The sequence below is a fragment of the Robertmurraya massiliosenegalensis JC6 genome, assembly GCF_000311725.1.
In the GTDB taxonomy this organism is placed as follows: Bacteria; Bacillota; Bacilli; order Bacillales; family Cytobacillaceae; genus Robertmurraya; species Robertmurraya massiliosenegalensis.
The window spans coordinates 196,834-214,932 of the sequence record NZ_HE978512.1; the positions used below are offsets into that span (position 1 = coordinate 196,834).

At 37.4% G+C, this 18,099-nt stretch carries 18 protein-coding genes; 3 read left to right on the top strand and 15 right to left on the bottom strand.

The window, feature by feature from the left end:
• Positions 1–88: 88 nt before the first annotated feature.
• The 3 genes from BMSHG_RS07190 to BMSHG_RS07200 are packed head-to-tail and all read right to left on the bottom strand — an operon-like array spanning position 89 to position 3,204.
• Positions 89–772, bottom strand: coding sequence for a Crp/Fnr family transcriptional regulator (locus BMSHG_RS07190; RefSeq protein WP_019153761.1), 684 nt, complete (start codon positions 770–772; stop codon positions 89–91).
• A gap of 54 nt (positions 773–826) precedes the next feature.
• Positions 827–2,746, bottom strand: a complete 1,920-nt coding sequence (locus BMSHG_RS07195) for a heavy metal translocating P-type ATPase (RefSeq protein WP_019153762.1) — start codon at positions 2,744–2,746, stop codon at positions 827–829.
• Positions 2,743–3,204, bottom strand: a complete 462-nt coding sequence (locus BMSHG_RS07200) for a flavodoxin (RefSeq protein ID WP_019153763.1) — start codon at positions 3,202–3,204, stop codon at positions 2,743–2,745. Before BMSHG_RS07200 ends, BMSHG_RS07195 begins: the two co-directional genes overlap by 4 nt.
• 427 nt (positions 3,205–3,631) lie before the next feature.
• On the opposite strand from BMSHG_RS07200, the gene BMSHG_RS07210 reads away from it, so the two are divergent.
• Positions 3,632–4,036, top strand: coding sequence for a MarR family winged helix-turn-helix transcriptional regulator (locus tag BMSHG_RS07210; protein ID WP_019153765.1), 405 nt, complete (start codon positions 3,632–3,634; stop codon positions 4,034–4,036).
• Positions 4,037–4,090: 54 nt separating this feature from the next.
• On the opposite strand, the gene BMSHG_RS07215 is transcribed toward BMSHG_RS07210, so the two are convergent.
• The 5 genes from BMSHG_RS07215 to BMSHG_RS07235 form a co-directional block, all read right to left on the bottom strand.
• Positions 4,091–4,312, bottom strand: coding sequence for a heavy-metal-associated domain-containing protein (locus BMSHG_RS07215; protein ID WP_019153766.1), 222 nt, complete (start codon positions 4,310–4,312; stop codon positions 4,091–4,093).
• An 86-nt stretch (positions 4,313–4,398) separates the two neighbouring features.
• Complete coding sequence (locus tag BMSHG_RS07220; RefSeq protein ID WP_019153767.1) at positions 4,399–5,067, bottom strand: N-acetylmuramoyl-L-alanine amidase family protein; 669 nt, start codon at positions 5,065–5,067, stop codon at positions 4,399–4,401.
• Between the two features lie 36 nt (positions 5,068–5,103).
• Positions 5,104–5,949, bottom strand: coding sequence for a polysaccharide deacetylase family protein (locus BMSHG_RS07225; RefSeq protein WP_019153768.1), 846 nt, complete (start codon positions 5,947–5,949; stop codon positions 5,104–5,106).
• A 338-nt stretch (positions 5,950–6,287) separates the two neighbouring features.
• Positions 6,288–8,144, bottom strand: a complete 1,857-nt coding sequence (locus BMSHG_RS07230; protein ID WP_019153769.1) for a sensor histidine kinase — start codon at positions 8,142–8,144, stop codon at positions 6,288–6,290.
• The gene (locus BMSHG_RS07235; RefSeq protein WP_019153770.1) at positions 8,141–8,827 is read right to left on the bottom strand and encodes a response regulator transcription factor; all 687 of its coding nucleotides are present in this window, start codon (positions 8,825–8,827) and stop codon (positions 8,141–8,143) included. Before BMSHG_RS07235 ends, BMSHG_RS07230 begins: the two co-directional genes overlap by 4 nt.
• 739 nt (positions 8,828–9,566) lie before the next feature.
• Here BMSHG_RS07235 and BMSHG_RS07240 point away from each other — a divergent pair.
• Positions 9,567–9,740, top strand: coding sequence for a hypothetical protein (locus BMSHG_RS07240; protein WP_019153771.1), 174 nt, complete (start codon positions 9,567–9,569; stop codon positions 9,738–9,740).
• Entirely contained in the window at positions 9,727–10,296 is a 570-nt protein-coding gene (locus BMSHG_RS25885; RefSeq protein ID WP_019153772.1) for a Fic/DOC family protein, read from the top strand. Before BMSHG_RS07240 ends, BMSHG_RS25885 begins: the two co-directional genes overlap by 14 nt.
• Positions 10,297–10,332: 36 nt before the next feature.
• Here the strand turns inward: BMSHG_RS25885 and BMSHG_RS07250 are convergent, their stop codons facing one another.
• The 7 genes from BMSHG_RS07250 to BMSHG_RS07285 form a co-directional block, all read right to left on the bottom strand.
• Positions 10,333–10,713 carry a VOC family protein gene (locus tag BMSHG_RS07250; RefSeq protein ID WP_019153773.1) on the bottom strand — a complete coding sequence of 127 codons (381 nt, stop codon included), beginning with the start codon at positions 10,711–10,713 and terminating at the stop codon, positions 10,333–10,335.
• A 193-nt stretch (positions 10,714–10,906) separates the two neighbouring features.
• On the bottom strand, positions 10,907–12,115 hold the full coding sequence (locus BMSHG_RS07255; RefSeq protein WP_019153774.1) for an MFS transporter: 1,209 nt from the start codon (positions 12,113–12,115) through the stop codon (positions 10,907–10,909).
• Between the two features lie 25 nt (positions 12,116–12,140).
• Positions 12,141–13,136: an ROK family transcriptional regulator gene (locus tag BMSHG_RS07260; RefSeq protein ID WP_019153775.1), complete on the bottom strand. Its 996-nt coding sequence runs from the start codon at positions 13,134–13,136 to the stop codon at positions 12,141–12,143.
• A 257-nt stretch (positions 13,137–13,393) separates the two neighbouring features.
• Positions 13,394–14,587, bottom strand: a complete 1,194-nt coding sequence (locus BMSHG_RS07265) for a PDZ domain-containing protein (protein ID WP_019153776.1) — start codon at positions 14,585–14,587, stop codon at positions 13,394–13,396.
• A 444-nt stretch (positions 14,588–15,031) separates the two neighbouring features.
• Positions 15,032–16,720 (bottom strand): transglutaminase domain-containing protein, encoded by a 1,689-nt coding sequence (locus tag BMSHG_RS07275; protein WP_019153777.1) that lies wholly within the window; start codon positions 16,718–16,720, stop codon positions 15,032–15,034.
• Between the two features lie 105 nt (positions 16,721–16,825).
• Positions 16,826–17,119, bottom strand: a complete 294-nt coding sequence (locus BMSHG_RS07280; protein WP_019153778.1) for a hypothetical protein — start codon at positions 17,117–17,119, stop codon at positions 16,826–16,828.
• A 70-nt stretch (positions 17,120–17,189) separates the two neighbouring features.
• Entirely contained in the window at positions 17,190–17,483 is a 294-nt protein-coding gene (locus BMSHG_RS07285; protein ID WP_019153779.1) for a hypothetical protein, read from the bottom strand.
• Positions 17,484–18,099 lie beyond the last annotated feature (616 nt).

Here is an 18,099-nt window from a genome sequence, read left to right on the forward strand (position 1 = left end):
TATGAAAAAAAGAGGACTCCTACAAAGTCAAGATTTTCAACGTTGTAAAAGTCCTCTTTATACACTTTTTTAATGTAAATTCGATTAATTAAACAACCAGCAATCGCTCTAAATCTAAAATTTTTATTCTTTTTTGACCTTTCTGTTCAATATAGCCTGTTTCAGCAAATTCTGTTAACTTACGGCTGATCGTTTCAGGGGTTGTTCCGAGATAGGAAGCTAAATCCCTTTTGCTTATCGGCAAATCAAATTCATGGCCATTTTCTTCTTGCTCGAGACTTTCGATTAAAAATAAGGCAAGCCTTGTCTCTACTTTCTCAGTCGTAAACCTCATCGTCTGTCTCTCCGCCAGGTCCAGTCTATTCGAAAGCTCGGCTAACATTTTCAATGAAATCACAGGATATTTTATTAAAAGTTCCTGCAAGCTCGTTCTTTTGATAATGCACACTTCAGTATCTTCCAACGCTTCCGCAAATGAATGATGAAACGTATCCTTGAATAAAGGTTGCACATCAGTAAAGTCACCTGGATATAAGATCCGAATTAATTGCTCTTTCCCTGATTCTGAAAGTCGATAAATCTTTATTTTTCCTTCTTTCACAATGTAAAGGGCATCTGAAATATCCCCAGCATGATGAATGATCTCTTTATTTTTATAGGAAGCTGCTTTTGCTGTTCTCATAATTTCCTTTAAATGGGCCTCCCCTAATCCGCTAAAAATTGGAACCCTTGAAACACATGCTTGATGGAGGAATATTTTTTCTCCTTGCATTTTGAATCAACTCCTTTACTGGATTAACACTTCAGTACTCAACTATATTTTAATTCATTTACTGCATTTACTAAGTGAACTTCCCCACTGTTTTTTATATCCCGTTAGTTGCTTTGTTCCAATCATTTTAGATTTGTGATTAAACCCTATAAGTCTCATTCCATTCAAAATCACAATCAACACGCTCGCTTCATGGATAAACATTCCGGATGCTAAATGAATAGAGTCGAACAGTACTCCTATTAGTAGAAAAAATACGGTTACCACAGCCAAAAAGGTATTTTGCTTCATATTACGAATCGTTGCCTTGGATAAGGCGTATGCATGAGAAAATTGCATTAGCTTATCGGCCATTAAGACCACATCCGCTGTTTCCATTGATATATCTGTGCCACTCTGCCCCATAGCTAAGCCAACATCTGCTGTAGCAATCGCCGGCGCATCGTTAATCCCATCTCCAGCCATAGCAACGATGCGGCCCTGATCTTTGAACATTTTTACATATTCCACTTTTTGCTCTGGTAGTAACTCTGCATAGAATTCGTCAATTCCTAATTGAGTAGCTACTAACTCAGCCGTATAGCGGTTATCTCCGGTTAACATAATAATATTTTCGACCCCATTTTTTCTCATTTCGCTCAAAGCTATTGCTGCATCCTCACGAATTTGATCGGCAATCGATATTACAGCGATTATCTGATCCTCTACTGCTACAAAGACCGCTGTATTCCCACCTAGCTCACGTTCTTCTGCATATTGGGAAATTTCATTTGCAAGTTCTACTTTTTCATTCTTCATTAATTTGCGGTTACCGATCACAAGCCTTCGACCATCTACCTTCGCACGAATCCCATGTCCTTTCACTACCACTCCTTCTTCAGGTCCTTTTGTTACAGGTAAATGGCGAGACTTCGCTTCCTTGATCATGGCTTGCCCCAAATGATGCTCTGAGATCCCTTCAGCTTGTGCGACTAATCGTAGTAATTCATTTTCTTCGAACGTCTGAAAAAGTCGAATATCAGTAACCTCTGGACTCCCTTTTGTTAATGTCCCTGTTTTATCAAAAACCAATGTGTCTACTTTCGAGAGGTTTTCCATTACTTCTCCACCTTTAACTAAGACACCATGCTTAGCACCATTTCCAATCCCTGCAACAGTAGAAACAGGCGCGCCAATTACTAATGCACCAGGGCAAGCGATGACAAGAAATGTTATCGCAACATGGAGATCTCTTGTCATCGCAAATACGATGATGGCTAGAGCGACAGCTGCTGGTGTGTAGTAATGAGAAAATGTATTAAGAAACTTTTCTGTTTTTGTTTTTGATTCTTGTGCCTCTTCGACTAACTCAATAATTCTCGAAAAGGTTGTATCTTCACCAACTTTTTCAGCGGTAATTTCAATAAACCCATTGTCCACAATCGTTCCACTAAATACACGATCATTTTTATTTTTCCTTGCTGGAATGGCTTCACCAGTAACAGCTGCCTCGTTTATAAACGCATGCCCTGATACAATCCTTCCATCAACGGGAATTTTCGCACCTGATTGAATCACTACTCGCTCTCCAATTTCAACTTCCTCAACTGAAACTGTTATTTGCGCTCCATTCCGAATCACAATTGCCTCTTGAGGAGCCATGTCCACCAATTCTTTTAAAGATGAACGCGTTTTTGCCAATGTACGTACTTCTAAAAAATCCCCAAATAAGAATAAAAACGTCACAACTGCTGCCTCGATATATTCTTGAATAAAAATAGCACCAATCACAGCAATGGTGACTAATAATTCAATACTAAAAGCTCTCATTCTTATTGATTGATAGGCTTTTATAGCAATAGGGACACCGGCAACAAAGGTAGCCAAAATAAAGGCGATATTCTTCATTCCCTCATTATCAAAACCGCCAGCGAGCAAACCACTTATGATAAAGAGAAATGACATACTGGTCAAGTAATTTTTAAATTTATTCATAGCTTCACACACCCCTGTTTTTCTATCATCAATTTCTCAACAAACCATTTGCATTTAGCTTGTATTTCTTCTTCATCGCAGCTTCTACTATCTACTTTTAAGCCGTTTGTGATGATGTCACATCCGCAAGTTTTTAAACCCTCTTCCAAAATGTCAACAGCTCTGGCAAAATGTTCATAAGATGAATCCCCAGAACCAAATGCGGCTGCTTTTTTACCTGTTAAATCCACCTGGACCATTTCTTCGTAAAAATCGATGAATTCATCAGACAAATCTCCGTCTCCCCAAGTTGGACAACCGACCAAAATTCGTTCAAATGCTGTCAACTCCTCAGCAAAAGAATCGAAAGCATCTTTTACAACGACTTCATCACCAGTCTTTTCAATTGCTTCCGCTAAAGCATAAGCCATCATTTCTGTAGTTCCGGTCATACTTGTAAAAACAATGAGCGTATTCACAGACTCACTTCCTACTTAAAGACTTCACTATCATTACGAGTTAATCATAGTCGAATTCATTTGTTATTGAATTGATGCACATCAATTTAATTCGGAAATTAATTAAATTGATGCACATCAATTTAATTCGGAAATGAATGAATTTGCTCTAGATCATTTTAGTCTAGAAATTTACTCCAGAAAAAAGACTACTGCACAATTGCAGAAGCCTTCAAAATTTAATCATTAAATTTATAAACCTTTTTGTTCAAAATAAAGATCCCGATAAAAGAAACGACAAAAAATACAATGCCAGATATGGTGGTTGGAGCTAAGAACTCAATAAAATCCATTTTAATCCCTCCCTTTATATCCTAATACGATATATTTATTGTATTTAAATTATATCGTGTTAAGATATAATTATCAATATCAAAGGTGGATTTTTATGACACATGAATTAACGAAAGAAACGTACGAATCACTGGCTGAATTTAGATATCAATTGAAGAAATTCCTTCATTTTAGTGATTCTGAAGCACGAAAAGTCGGAGTGACCCCTCAGCAACACCAGCTCTTACTGGCGATTAAAGGGTTTCCCGGACGAGACACAGCGACACCACGTGAACTTGCTGAGCGCCTCTTCATTACACACAATGCTTGTGTAGGGCTGATTGACCGCTGTTCACAACTCGGTCTTGTCACAAGAATAAACAATCCGGATGATGGACGCAGTGTTCTAATTAAATTGACTTTACAAGGCGAAGAAATTTTGCAGCGTTTGTCTGAAATTCATTTAGAGGAAATTGCAAGAATAGGATTTTTACGAGTAAAACAGGATGAGACGGATTAAAGAAGGATTTGAAAAAAAGAAGCCTCTGCATCCCCGCAGAAGCTTCCAAAAAAATTATGAAATTTTCAAAGATAAGACAGGATACCCTAACTTTTTCAATGTTTCTTTTAGTTGTTCAGCCTTCAATTCAGCCTCATTCCACTCTACTTTTACTTTGCTTGAATTAAACATCACTTTGGCAGATTCTACACCTGCCGTTCTCTGAAGGACCGTTTCAATTTTCTTAATGCAAGATGGACAAGTTAGTGGCTCTAATTGGAATATGATTTTTGCCATTTTGTTAACCTCCTCGAATGTTATACCTTGATTGTAAGAGAATTTGAAAATGAATAAATTGAGGAAGATCAAGAATGGGACAATATTTATAATGCACGATCTTGATATTCTTTAATTCCTTCAACGATCGCATCGGCCACACGATTTTGGAAATCTTCATCCCACATATCAGACTCATCTTGAGGATTGGTCAAATAGCCTATTTCTATCAAAGCTGCTGGCATTTTCGTATCCTTTACAACAAACAAATCCTTTTTCAATGCCCCTCTATCCCTAAATCCAGTGGCATCTACCACATGTTTTTGCATAATCTCCGCAAAATGTTGGGAATGTTTATGATAGTAAAAAGTTTCTGTGCCCGAAACATTGGGATCTGAAAACGTATTACCATGAATCGATATAAATAAATCTGCTTCTATTTCATTCGCATAGTTCGGTCTGTGCCTACTTTCTTGAGAAATAAATTGATCATCCACTCTTGTCATAAATACTTGTATATTAGGTTCCTGTTCCAGTAATTTTTCCACTTTTTTCGACACATTTAAAGTAAAATCTTTTTCATGCTGGCCACTGACACCTGTTGCTCCAACATCTACACCACCGTGGCCCGGATCAATAACAACCTTTAAAGGGGTGTCATTACTTTTATCATGATCAGCATTTTCTTTATGACTACTATCATTAGACTCGCCACATGCTGCTAATAGTAGTAGTGAAAATACGATTAACGTAAATACCCATCTATTTTTCCGCAATTTTTTTCCTTCTTTCTATTATTTTGATTTGGACTGTTATGGAATGTCGAGACGATAGCAACGGTCATAGCATTTAAATTGCATAGGTGCTACCGAAGCATCGAATTTTTTCATTTGATAGCCGTTTGTTGTTAAATAGGTCAAGAGTTGCGGTAAATATTTCGCGGTTTTAGCTTGGTCATGCAATAGCACTACTAGAGGTGTGACACTATCTTTTTCCATCGACTCCATCGAAGAAACCACATTTTCCACGTATTTACCTTCTGGCAATTCCCAGTCCCGGCTATCGATATTCCAATCCCATAATTCATAGCCTGCCTCTTTCAGAACCTTTCTGAAAGGATCTGTTAAATAAGGGACACTTCCGTACGGAGTCCGAATAAGCGTGGACTCTATTCCCGTAATTTTTTTCAGTACTTCCTGGGTTTGATTCATTTCGGCAAGAGCCGTTTGTTGAGATTGATAGAAATGATTAATATCATGTGTTACAGCATGTAACCCTACAGCATGTCCATCCTCAACTATCCGTTTTACTAAATCAGGACGCTCTTCCATTTGAGGAGAAAGCATAAAAAAAGTTGCATTTGCTTGATGTTCTTGTAACATGTCAAGAATATCGTCTGTTGCGATAGTTGGACCATCATCAAATGTTAAATACACAACTTTCTCGTTTATACTATTTGAACTAGTCTGCGGTAATTCTATCTCCTTTTTCTGCTTATTTGCTACCTCACTGTTTACAACTTCGTCCTTCATTAAAGAAGGGAAAGAAAACGTGCTAATAAGACATAGTATTAGAAAAGTCATTACGAATTTACTACCGATTCTTCTCTTTTTGGTTGCTTGCTCTCCATTTTCCGCCATAATGAAATAATGACTCATTCCTCTCTCTTCAAACATCTTTTACTGTTTAAAGATTAATAGAGGGAGATAAAGATGAGATAAAGATTCTATCGAAATGGTTTAAAGAATATCGTTTACAGGTTGGAGATTAGGTGAAGCATAGACGGAAAAATTTCGTTTAAGAAGTCAATGACTTAGTGAAAGACAAAAAAAGCCATCCGTACAAAACGAATGACTTAACTATAAAAAACATGAAATGACTATTTTAATTTTATAATTACGTTTCTCAAGCTTTTGAAGTTAACTGAAAACAAGATAAATATTAAAATTTTAAGTGGGCTTTGAATGAAAAACGCTAAAAATATTCGTTTTTTACGTTACCTTCGTACATTTTGAAATCGACTCAAATAAAAGTAAAACAGGACTCCATCTTCTGTATTCAAAACACCATATGGCACACCATGAAGCTCTAATATATTCTTTGAAATGGCAAGCCCTAATCCTGTTCCACCCTTTGAACGCCGGCGGGACATATCCCCACGATAAAAACGATCCCATATCTTTTCTAGTTGTTTTTCCTCGATATGAGCCCCCTTATTTTCCACACATATCTTTACTCTCTCATTTTCTTCACTCATAGAAATCATGATTGTTTCATTTTCTGGCGTGTATGAAATAGCGTTGGTAATAAAATTCGTTAACACTTGTTCAATTCGAAGTGGATTTGCCACGACCTCTATATGGGAAAGTTGTTTGTGAATATGTAATTGCTTGTTCTTCATATCTAAAGCTAATTGCTCACAAATATACTCAATAACCTGATCGATATAAAAGACTTCCATCTCCATCTTATACGTACCAGACTCAAATTTTGCTAGCTCGAGCATATCAACAATGAGCCTATCCATTTTATCTACTTCTTTAGTCATTGCTTGAAAATAATAATCTCTTTTATGACTTGCGACATCATCTTCTAAAATTGAGATGCAGCTTTTCATAATGCTTAAAGGTGTTTTTAATTCATGTGAAACACCAGCAATAAATTCTTTTCGAGTCGCTTCTAATTGTTTTTCTTTTTCTATATCCTGCTGCAATTGGTTAATATACGAGTGCAAAGTATGCGAAAGCCGATTAATATTGTCTGATAAAGCACCAATTTCATCATTGGATGTGACAGGAATCGTCTCTGAAAAATCCAAGTTTGCCATCTTGTTTGTCGTATTATTCATTTTGATCAATGGTTTCGCAATCTTTTTTGAATAATAAAATGTTGCCAGCACTGTAAGAAAAAGTACAAATATAATTAAGTACACATAATAGTCTGTTAGCATTTGGACAGCTTCATCAACGGGTTGTAATGATGTCATAGCAAATATATAATTCGTTTCACCACTCGAATCGGTTACGGGTTTCATGAATAGTTTGTACTTTATATTATTTTCTTCATAGTCAACGGGTTCGGCATTACTACTAGACTTTTCATGTAACAGCAACCTTACTTGAAATTGTTTTATCCTTTCCACAAACACGCGATTTGAGTAAATATTTGATCTTATTGTCCCAACGGGTAATTGCAATTCCTCAATGACTCCCCATAAAAAGAGCGACGGGTTTTCACTAGGAGCAGGAGCTATTTCAGCTCTTTGACCGTTTTGTTCTTCAGGTAGCTGTATGTCACTAGGTGTAGGTTCAACGATCGTTCTTTGACCATATAACTTTTCTGAAAGCTGCCTATTCTCTAACACATAGTTTCCATCTGCTACTGTTAAAATAGCAGGAATTATGACTTCATCTTTATTTGTCCCGTCAATCATTATTCGATTTCCCTGTTTTAAATAAAACTGCACCCTTTCAATCTCTTCTAATCCCATGAAGCTATACAAAGGAATGCTCATTTCACGATTAGAGAAAATCGGATTTCGAGAAGTGTCTAATTGAATTTTTACCGAAAAATCATTTGCATATTTAATATTTCCAACGCTGTCTAGTATCGTAATCCACGTCTGATTTTCCTCGTAAAATTCATGCTCTAATCTTTGAATCGATTGGGCATCTTCTCCAGCCTTTAACAACTCTTGCTCAAAGGATTGTATGTTCGTATTTATATCACTTATCTTTTGGTTGGCATAATATTGTTTGAAAAATAGGATAATGCCAAAAAACACAATAGCCAAAATGAGCATACATAATGATGTTGTTAGTAAAAATAGTTTTGTAACGATCCCTTTTTTCATCGTTTTGCCTCAAATTTATAGCCAGAGCGTATAACGGTTACAATAAGATTTGCTTTCATTCCTAATTTATGGCGTAAATTACGAATATGACTATTAACAGTCCGATCATCACCCGTAAATTCATAACCCCAAACTTTCATAATTAATTGTTCCCTCGTAATAATAATTCCAGGATTTTGCATTAAATAGGTTAATATTTCAAATTCAGTATGTGTTAGACGAATCATCTCCCCATCTAGTCTCACTGTACGCGAAGGGAAATGGACATCGATTCCACAACTCGCTAAAGCATCTTCAGCAGCTTTCCTATGTTTTGTAGAATATCTACTTTCAATCAACCGTTTTACCCTCGCTAATAAAATTTGTGGACTGTATGGTTTTGTCACATAATCATCCGCACCTAATTCGAAGCCCAGAAGGGTATCATCTTCATCTGAACGAGCCGTCAACATAATAATTGGTACATTAGAAGATTTACGAATCCGTCTACATACTGACCAACCATCTACCTCCGGCAACATGATATCTAAAATGACTAAATGTACTTCATGTTCTTCAAATAATGATAATGCTTCATTTCCATCTGCTGCTTCTAGCACTTCATAGCCGCCATTTAATAAATAATCCTTCACTATTTCACGTAAAATGTCTTCATCTTCTACAATTAAGATTGTTTTTTTCATTTATATCCCTCTCAACATCTAAGGCTTGTAACCGCTAAGTAGAAATGAACACTTTCTTACCCAAAAATGCTAAATAAGACTGAACACTATTTTCCAGTAGAGACGTGCACTTTATTTGGAGAGGCGGGCATGATAGCCTACTTCGGCTGAGCCAGATACTTTGGTACATCTGGCTTCGTGGCTCACAATCTTGCCCGCAGAGGCTCCATGTAAAGTGACAATGGGTACGTTCTAATTTCCAGTAAAGTGTTCACTTCAATTTAGCAAAATGTGTTCAAAGTTATCTGACGGTTACAAGGCTCTTTTCGCATACATTATTGTTTGGTAATTTGGTATAGTCATGCGCTATTCTCCCCTAAGAATAACGAAAAATTGTGTGTAGCTCTGCACCAAGTATGAGACGTGAATGTCAGGTTGTAATTTTTTTTAGACATTTACAAAAGACAAAATCATTACGAAAACAGCGTTGTCTAAAAAAGGTCCATCTTCTTAAAAGAATATCACAGTGATGTAAAGATGAGATAAAGGGGGAAGCTTCAGATTATAAAAATACTTCTGCTGGCAAAACACGAGATTAAAATGGTGACGAATCGCTGTATAAATAGAAGAGGGAAGAACGCAATTTTCCTAAACATAGGAATGGAAGTTTATCTATTTATACGCCCTCCCTTTGTAGAAAGCTTCAATGAGAAATTGTATAATAAATAGACATACCGTTGGTGAAAAGAGGTTGAGATTCATGAAAGAAATAAAGATGGAATCGAAAGAATTTAAACGAGTTCTTCACAATCTTCATTTGGAAAATCTAAGTCTTACTCCTGCCATGCAGAAAGAAGTACTGCAACTGGTGAATGCGAACATGTCTATTACTCCCACTCTTATAAAGGATTTACTAAATCATGGAAAATTATAGGAATGATGATTATTTATTAAAGCATAATTTATTAGAAATCACATCCCCCGAGGAGTTAGAAAAAGCCGAGGTACTGGCCTTTTCGCTTCGGGCAACGAAATTGGAACAAGCAGGGGTTCATTCCATATCCATGACGATGAAAGGATTTCAAGATTTGCATTATTATTTGTTTCAAGATGTCTATTCATTTGCAGGAACATTTCGAGATGTTCAATTAATGAAGGGCAACACTCGTTTTTGCCAAGCTCAATTTTTAGATTCCTATGCAATGGATTTATTTCGAGAGCTAAACGAAGAGCCTGCCTGGGAAGGACTAGATCAAGCAGCAGCGCGATTAGCTTATTTTAAATCGGAGCTCAATATGCTCCATCCCTTCCGAGAAGGAAATGGAAGAACTGTTAGAATGTATTTGTATGCTTACGCATTCAGCCGCAACGTAGAGTGGGCATACGAAACAATAAATCGGGAGAAGTATATGCAAGCCGTAATTCAATCTGTTACTGACTTGGAAGCATTACGTCAACTTTTTAAGGAAACCATTCGATTTATGGATTAGTTTCCTAAGAATAAAAAATAAGTTTATCCATCAACATCATACTGTCAATTCTAAAAGATTCCCTTCTGGGTCTTCTATAACACTCTCATAATAGCCATCTCCAGTCACACGAGGACCATTTACAAGACGGTAACCCGCAGCTTGTAATCGCGCTGTCATATGATTGACAGACTCCATACTTCCTAATGAAACAGCCATATGAGCCCAGCCAATTCGATCTTCTTGCTGCGGCTTATTGACACCTGTCTTACGCATAATCTCTACACGAGCCCCTTCTTCAAAGGTTAAAAAATAAGACTCAAACTCTTTATCTTGATTGTGGTATTTTCCGTTTGCTTTCGCATTAAAAAATGTTTCATAAAATGTTTTCATCCGCTCGATATCGTTCACCCAGATGGCTACGTGTTCTATTTTCATCTCTTTTAGCTCCTTATTCTTTTTTTAATAAGGCTCTTTCGCATACATTGTTGCTATTTAGTCATAGATAGGAGAATAAAGCCCTATTATTACTCGTTAAATGAGGATCAAGTAAGCAAAATTAATGTGTGTTCTAAAACCTCATTTGAGGCAGACATTTACGAAAAAACCGCATTTAATATCAATTTATGAGTTATATGGCAGTCGTACCAGAAGCATTGCTTTTCAGTACGTGATTTAGTCTTTCAGAAACCAAAAGCATGAATCCGACCAAGATAACGACCCAAAAAGGGAAAATTCCTATTGTCGAGTATGAAGCAACAAAACCAAGTAGAGGTGGCATAAATGTAGTGCCAGTGTACGCAACTGCCATTTGATAGCCCATTATGGTTTGAGAATGTCGTTTTCCAAAACGGGTAGGCGTTTCGTGCAACATGCACGGAAATATCGGTGCTAATCCAAACCCAACAATCATAAAACCTACAAGTGCGAAAGTCGCTGGTAACGGTAACAATAGAATAATCGCTCCAGTCAACGCGATTATTTGCCCTGTACGAATGATCGTACGATTACTAAATTTAAAAGTAATAAAGCCGGTTAAAAATCTACCTATTGTTATTCCCGCGTAATAAAAGGAAATCCAGGCGGCAGCTGTTGAGGCACTTACTTCTTTGATCGTAACTAAATAGCTACTCCCCCAAAGTCCAATCATGGCTTCGATCCCACAATAAAATAAGAAGCTTCCCAGAGACAGTTTTACTCCTTTAATTTGTAAAGGATTTACATGTTCAAGAGCTTGGTTCAATACATTATTTGAATCTTCCATCTTATTTACTGCCTTACCACGGTTAGTTGCCACTCTACTCCATAAAGGCAATGTGATGAAAAGGATGATAACTAACAAAAATTGAATTCCAGATATAAGAAAATATCCATTTCTCCACGAATTCTCTTCTAAAATAAACCAGGACATCATTACAGGACCAAGAGTTGCCCCTACACCCCAAAAACAATGTAACCAACTCATATGATGGGATTTGTAGTTTGTTGCAACATAATCATTCAAGCCTGCATCAACAGCACCCGCTCCTAATCCAAGTGGAATCGCGCAAATAGCTAACCACAACACCGAAGGAGCAAAATAAAATCCTAATAGAGCACCTGCAGTCATTAGTACACTTACAAATGTTACTCTTCCTGTGCCAAATCGTTTTAATACTTTTCCACTAAACAAACTAGAAATAATCGTACCACCAGCAATCATCATAAAAAGGAAGCCAGCAGTCTCGAGTGGAGCACCGATGTCCGTTTGCATCTTCGGCCATGCTGCCCCTAACAGAGAATCAGGTAAACCTAGACTTATAAAAGCCAGATAAATAATGAGTAAAAGGAATGTAGACATACAACTCCCACCTTCTGTTTTTACTTTACCTACTTAATTCATTGATCATAAGCTCAAAACCTAGATATTGTAAGCCGAATAAATAATCTTCCTTTAAATTACTCATGATGATCGTAGGGAGATGTTCTGCGGGAATATACGCTGAGCTTCTCTTTAAAATTTGCTCTTTTACCAAGTGATCCACTTCATCATCGCAAAATATGATGGCATAAGGGTTCATGATTGCGACAAATGAAGCTACTAATCTTGCAATGGCATCGATTTTTCTATCCATCATTTTTTCAGTCCACTTTGCATTTTCCAAGGATTGTCCAAAATTACAGTCATCATATTGCGGAACAAAAGAAACCTCACCTGAAAAATTGGATTTCCCTCGTACGACAGTCCCATTTACCAATATTCCTGCACCAGGGCCATTTTGACCAAAATACAAATAGATTATAGAATGATTTTTTTCAATGGTTTTACGCTCTTGGTAGCCGAGCACTGCGGCATTCATATCATTTTCGATCACAACAGGTATCGAGAATCGCTCCTCTAAATATTCCTTTAAATGAAAGCCTTGTAGATACTCATATCCTGGTATATAAATAATACGTCCATGATCTACAGACCCAGGTACACCAATAGCTAAAGAGGAAATTTTCGGATACTTCCCGATTAACTCTTCTACCATCCTCGTAAATATTTCTAATTTATCGTCTGTTAATACACTTTGTGCTTTCCCTGCCTCTTTTATCTCTCCAAAACCATTAAAAACATGATAATAGGTCTCTGATCTCTCTAAAAATATCGCTAACCCTAATTTAAACTCCGGATTATAAGCGTATCTTTTCGCCCTTCTTCCACCACTTGAACGATCAAAACCGACTGAAATAAGCTCTCCATCCTCTTCCATCTGTGATAAAAACTTGCTAATAGTAGGAAAACTAATCCCTAATTTTTCGCTAAGTTCAACTTTTGTGATGCTTTCAAGCTCTAATAGTGATTTCCGTATCCTTTTAAGAATCTCCGTTTTCATCGGTTTAGGATTTGTTTTTATACAGAACACCGCCTTTGAAAGACACTTATTAAACATCTTTAATAAGTGTCGAAATAATAAACTTATTAAAACAATTTAATAAGTTTATTATTACTGTATCACACAAATAGATTTTGTAAACAAATTACTTTTTCAACTTTCATATTCACGCAAAAAAAAAGAGAGAGACGACTATGTCGCTCCTCTACTTTTCTGCACTCAAAATATCATTCTGGAAAAGTCTATGAAAATTTACATCACCCAACCTCTGTCCCCCATTTTTTCTCTTCTTGGACAAAGAGGATCCCTAGTTCGTGATGGTCGCCCTCATATAGTGCTCGTTGGACAAAGCGGATTTGCCCGTTTACATCGAGTACCTCTAGTTTACAATGGGCTCTGTTTCGTTGCAAAGCCGTATAAAAACCAGTTTCGTCATGAATCGCCGTTCCATTCACTTTCATGACGAGCTCCCCTACCTGAAGGGCCATTTTGTTAGCAGGTGATTCGGGAAGAATGCCCAAAATCATTAAACCATTGTTTCGCTTGGAAAAATAAAATGGTAGATTCTCATCGGCCATTCGTTGTCTTAAAGCAATGATTTCTCTCCCTAGTATCGCTAGTGAAACCGCAACAATTGATAGAATTGGAATCCAGTAGCTTCCGACTATGATAGGCACTATTAGGACACCTAAGGCGATGACTTTTTTTCCGACAGCTTGTACTGCTTCTTTTGGCAACATCCCTTGAATTCGTTGATGAAATCCAATCGTAAACGGAACGAGCAGTAACGAATAGCTCTCTGCTCCAATGGAAAATACAGGCCACCATTCAAATGGGGCTTGTAAGGCTGAACCTGGTACAAGTAAAAAGGCAGGAATGATCCACAAGCGTTTAACTTCATGAATCCCGACACGCTGACCTCTTTTACTCGTCGTAAGTTTTGGCGATGTCCCTTTCTTTCCATTCACGAGGATAAGGATGCCTTCAGCAATCACGAGTAATGCTAATAATGCTGCGATTGAAGGGAATATTTTTCCCTCTAATTGGGCAAATGCATTTTGAAACAATGGAACTTGCCAATTTTCTCCACCAGCAAAAATCGTTAAGAAGAAGGCAAAACCAACGGTAAAGACTGGCGATAATAAACGTGGACTCGTTGTAAGGCTTAAAAGCAACGTCAAAATTGCCACAAATAGAATAGTAGCAAACGGAATCGTCAATCCTGCTCCGATCGTGACAACTGAAATTCCAATTCCAACAACAATTCCTAATGGCAGGAGCTGTCTTAGCTCAAAATAGGCATTCTCAGCTCGTACGCTGAAATTTTTCCGTTCTCTTTTCACGCGTGACACACCTAATACTGCTGCTAAAAAGAAGCTATAGTAAAAAATAGGATGAAGAAAAAGTTTAAGTGTCCCCTTTAAAAATTCTATGAGCCAATCGATTCCCATACTGCCACCTCCCTTTAATTCGAAATCTATTAAAATGATGCATTCATCACTCTATGTAAAATGGTTTCAATTTCTATTTTACCAAATGTTTGCTAGGTTAGGCACCTGAAATATTCAACGACATGCCGATTTTCTATCTTGTGGAAGGTCTTTTTTGACTTTTAATCACATTTTGCTGTTGTGGGTTTTCATTTTGTAGTGAAGTGGTGGCGGGGGTGCTTTTCCCTTGAATTGGATTTTCCCGTGGGATTGCGGGGGTTTCTGAGTTTATTGCGGGGGATTTGCCAATGATTGCGGGTGGTTTTTCGTTTATTGCGGGTGAATCGGCCTTAATTGCGGGAGTTTTCGAGGTTATTGCGGATTTGTGATACAAAGACGCCAGTTTGAGACGTCAATATTCAGGGTAGGGAACGTCTCATCCCCTACCCTTTTTTTGCAAATCTATTAATATTTCACACCTTTACGGATATGGGTTTTCTCAAACTCTGTCATATCGGGGTCAAAATACTCATCTGTATAGGAAGCGACAAATTGATCCTTTTCGATATAGCCTGAACCCCATGTCGGATCCATCGTTAGCCACTCACCATCAACCATCACTTCAACCCAGGCGTGGTTCGCTGGCCAAAAACCACCAAGTGATGTTCCCTCTATAAATCTTGCTTCCATATCAACTGCGCGAAATAAAGCAATCGCTAAGTAGGAGTAATCTTGACATACACCTGTTTTTAAATCAAGTGTTTTCAATGCGCTATCATCCCACTCAAATTCTTTATTTCTTAGTTTCCCAACATCGTAGCTCACATTCTTTGTGACATAGTCATAAACCGCTTTTGCCTTTTCACGGTCAGTCGTAATCCCTGCTGTCATTTCTTGAGCCAATTCAATAATTTCAGGTGCGTCTGATTCCACCCCCCGAGAAGGTAGGAGATCTCTTTTATCCTCGGCAGTTGATTCGACCTCAAACTGAGCAAAACCGAAGAAACGGAAATAATCACTGTTTTCCTCTTTAATTTCCGGGACACTGACGGTGATTTCATACGTTCCAGGTCCGAAACGTAAATAAAAAGAATCGTCAAACGTGAAATTTTCCACTGGAATGACATCTAACGCTTCATCTTCTCCCTTTTTCGATGCCACATAAATATGGGTCGTGTCTTGAGCAAATTCAGCATCTGGATCAATCGTACCTTTAATGTGGTACTCACCATCTGATACTTCTCCACCAAAAGTCGGATACTCTAAGGTAACACCACGTTCCATATAGACATTGGAATAATCAATTGGTTTCATTACCTGCTCTGACTCGTTATCGATTAATATTTTCGTGCCTACCTGGTAATAATTTTCTCGTTCTTCATCTGGGACCAATATCTCTAACTCATGTAAACCTTTTCCATAAAAAAGTGGGACCTCATACTCAAATTTCCCTTCTTGAATCGGAAGGACATGCTTCCATTGTTCCGCATCTTTCCTTAAGGTGAGCATGAGCGTATCGCCGTGGACCGATTCCCCTACTTTTCCTTGAAGAGAGAAAGTCTCATTTTCTTTCACATAACTTGCATCTAAGTCTAGATCCAATCCTGCGTCAAATCCGTATGGTGTGTAAGTAAGATCACGTTTTTGCTCAGGATTTACATTGATAACTTCAAAACTCGCCGTATCATAGTAATAATTCTCCTGATCTTTACTTGGGAGCTGGACCGTTACCCGATATTCACCCTCTCCGTTAAAAAAGTGTATCGTTTGTTTGAAGGAACCTTCTTCAATCGGCGTGTAATACTCATGCTCTAATCCTGCTACTCCCTCTTCATTGGAACGAATTTTAATCCATGCATAATCTGACTTCAACTGATCAAACTGCTCGATCGTACCCTCAATCGACACCTTGCCATTTACGGCAAACTTTTCATAATCTGGTTTGCTCATTGTTGCGCCGATTTCCTCTGCATATGAACTTAATTCAAGTGGAACAAGCTCCATCTCTCCGTTTTTTTCTTCTACTAATTGTTCATATTGATCCTGTTCTTCCTCTTCTTTCGTCTCACTTTTTTCCGTGTTGCTGCAGGCCGTCATAAAGAAAACAAATGATAACAAAGAAATCAGGATAAAACGTAGCGATTTTCGGTTCATATTTTCCTCCTTTAGCAAAGCTGTGCTATTTTATAAGTTTTACGTATGATAAAGAGGATAGTTTCTAAGACTTATAGACCTATTTTCTCTAGGCGAAAAGAACTATTACACAAGTGCGCTCATCGCTCTCCATATTAAGAAAAAGGCTGCTACAGATAAACCGCCGTAAATCATATTTTTTGTCACCCTATTACCTTTTTCATTAATTCCTGCGAAATTAATGGCGGCAAGGATCGTTAAAATAAACGCCATGCCTCCAAATGTGGCTAGATTTCCTCTTTGTCCATCGAGCTGGATTTTCCAATTTTCATCAGCTACTTGAAAAACGTAAACAGTAAATAAAACTACAAATATGATTAAATAGACGATTGTCATATTCCGAAAAGTCTTTTTCTTCATCAAATGCTCATCTCTCACAAAAAAAAGATTAGCTCCAACAAAGTGGTGGTGCTAATCTTTTTTCATTTCGTTAAACAAGGGCCATCATTGCTCTCCAAACTAGGAAAAACACCGCAACCGTTAGGCCACCAAATATCATACCTTTCGTTACAGTATTACTTTTTTCTCTAATTCCTGCAAAATCTATTGAGGCAAGAATGATGCCTATAAATATCAAGCCAAGAAAGATAGACAAATTTCCTCTATGTCCATCTAGCTCAAATTGCCATTGTCCACCAGAGGCACGATAAAGATAGAGGGCAAATAAACTCACGACTATAAAGATATACGTGTAGGTTATAAGCATAAACTTTTTCTTATTCAAAATCTCACCTCATTTACTTACGATTGTGGTTGAGGATATATTCCTCCACCAGGATTTATTGTCGTATTTCCACCTGGTACTCTTGGATTCATTGAATTTTGTATACTAGTTGGGTCTAGGGTTTCTGTTGATCCAGGAGTAGTACTTGGCTCCTGATTTCCTCTCGGTTCTTGCGTTAAAAATGAAAAAGATTAAGGTTAAAATTCTCCTAAAGTCTATATAATAACTACCATCCGTTCACATATTCGTCAAATTTATACCAACTTAGGAAAATAATAGAATTATACTACCAATATTTTGAAATCGAAATAATTAAAAGTTCTAAAGTACTAGTAGTGTATAGGAAAAAAGAATAAGATGGAGATTATCACAACCTAAAAGGATAAAATTTATGGAGAAGAAATATGACAAATGTTAAAATTCATAGGTCTTTTCTACCTTTTTATGTATCAAACTACTTACTTTTTGCGTCTATATTCATAACAGAGCGATTCTTACTATGAAACAAACGTAATGTGTAAGAACGTCTTCATGTTGGGAAGATGTGAGCGTCTACGTTGTTGATGATATATAATGAAGATGGAGATTCTGACTTAGGCAATTGGCGACCATTTTC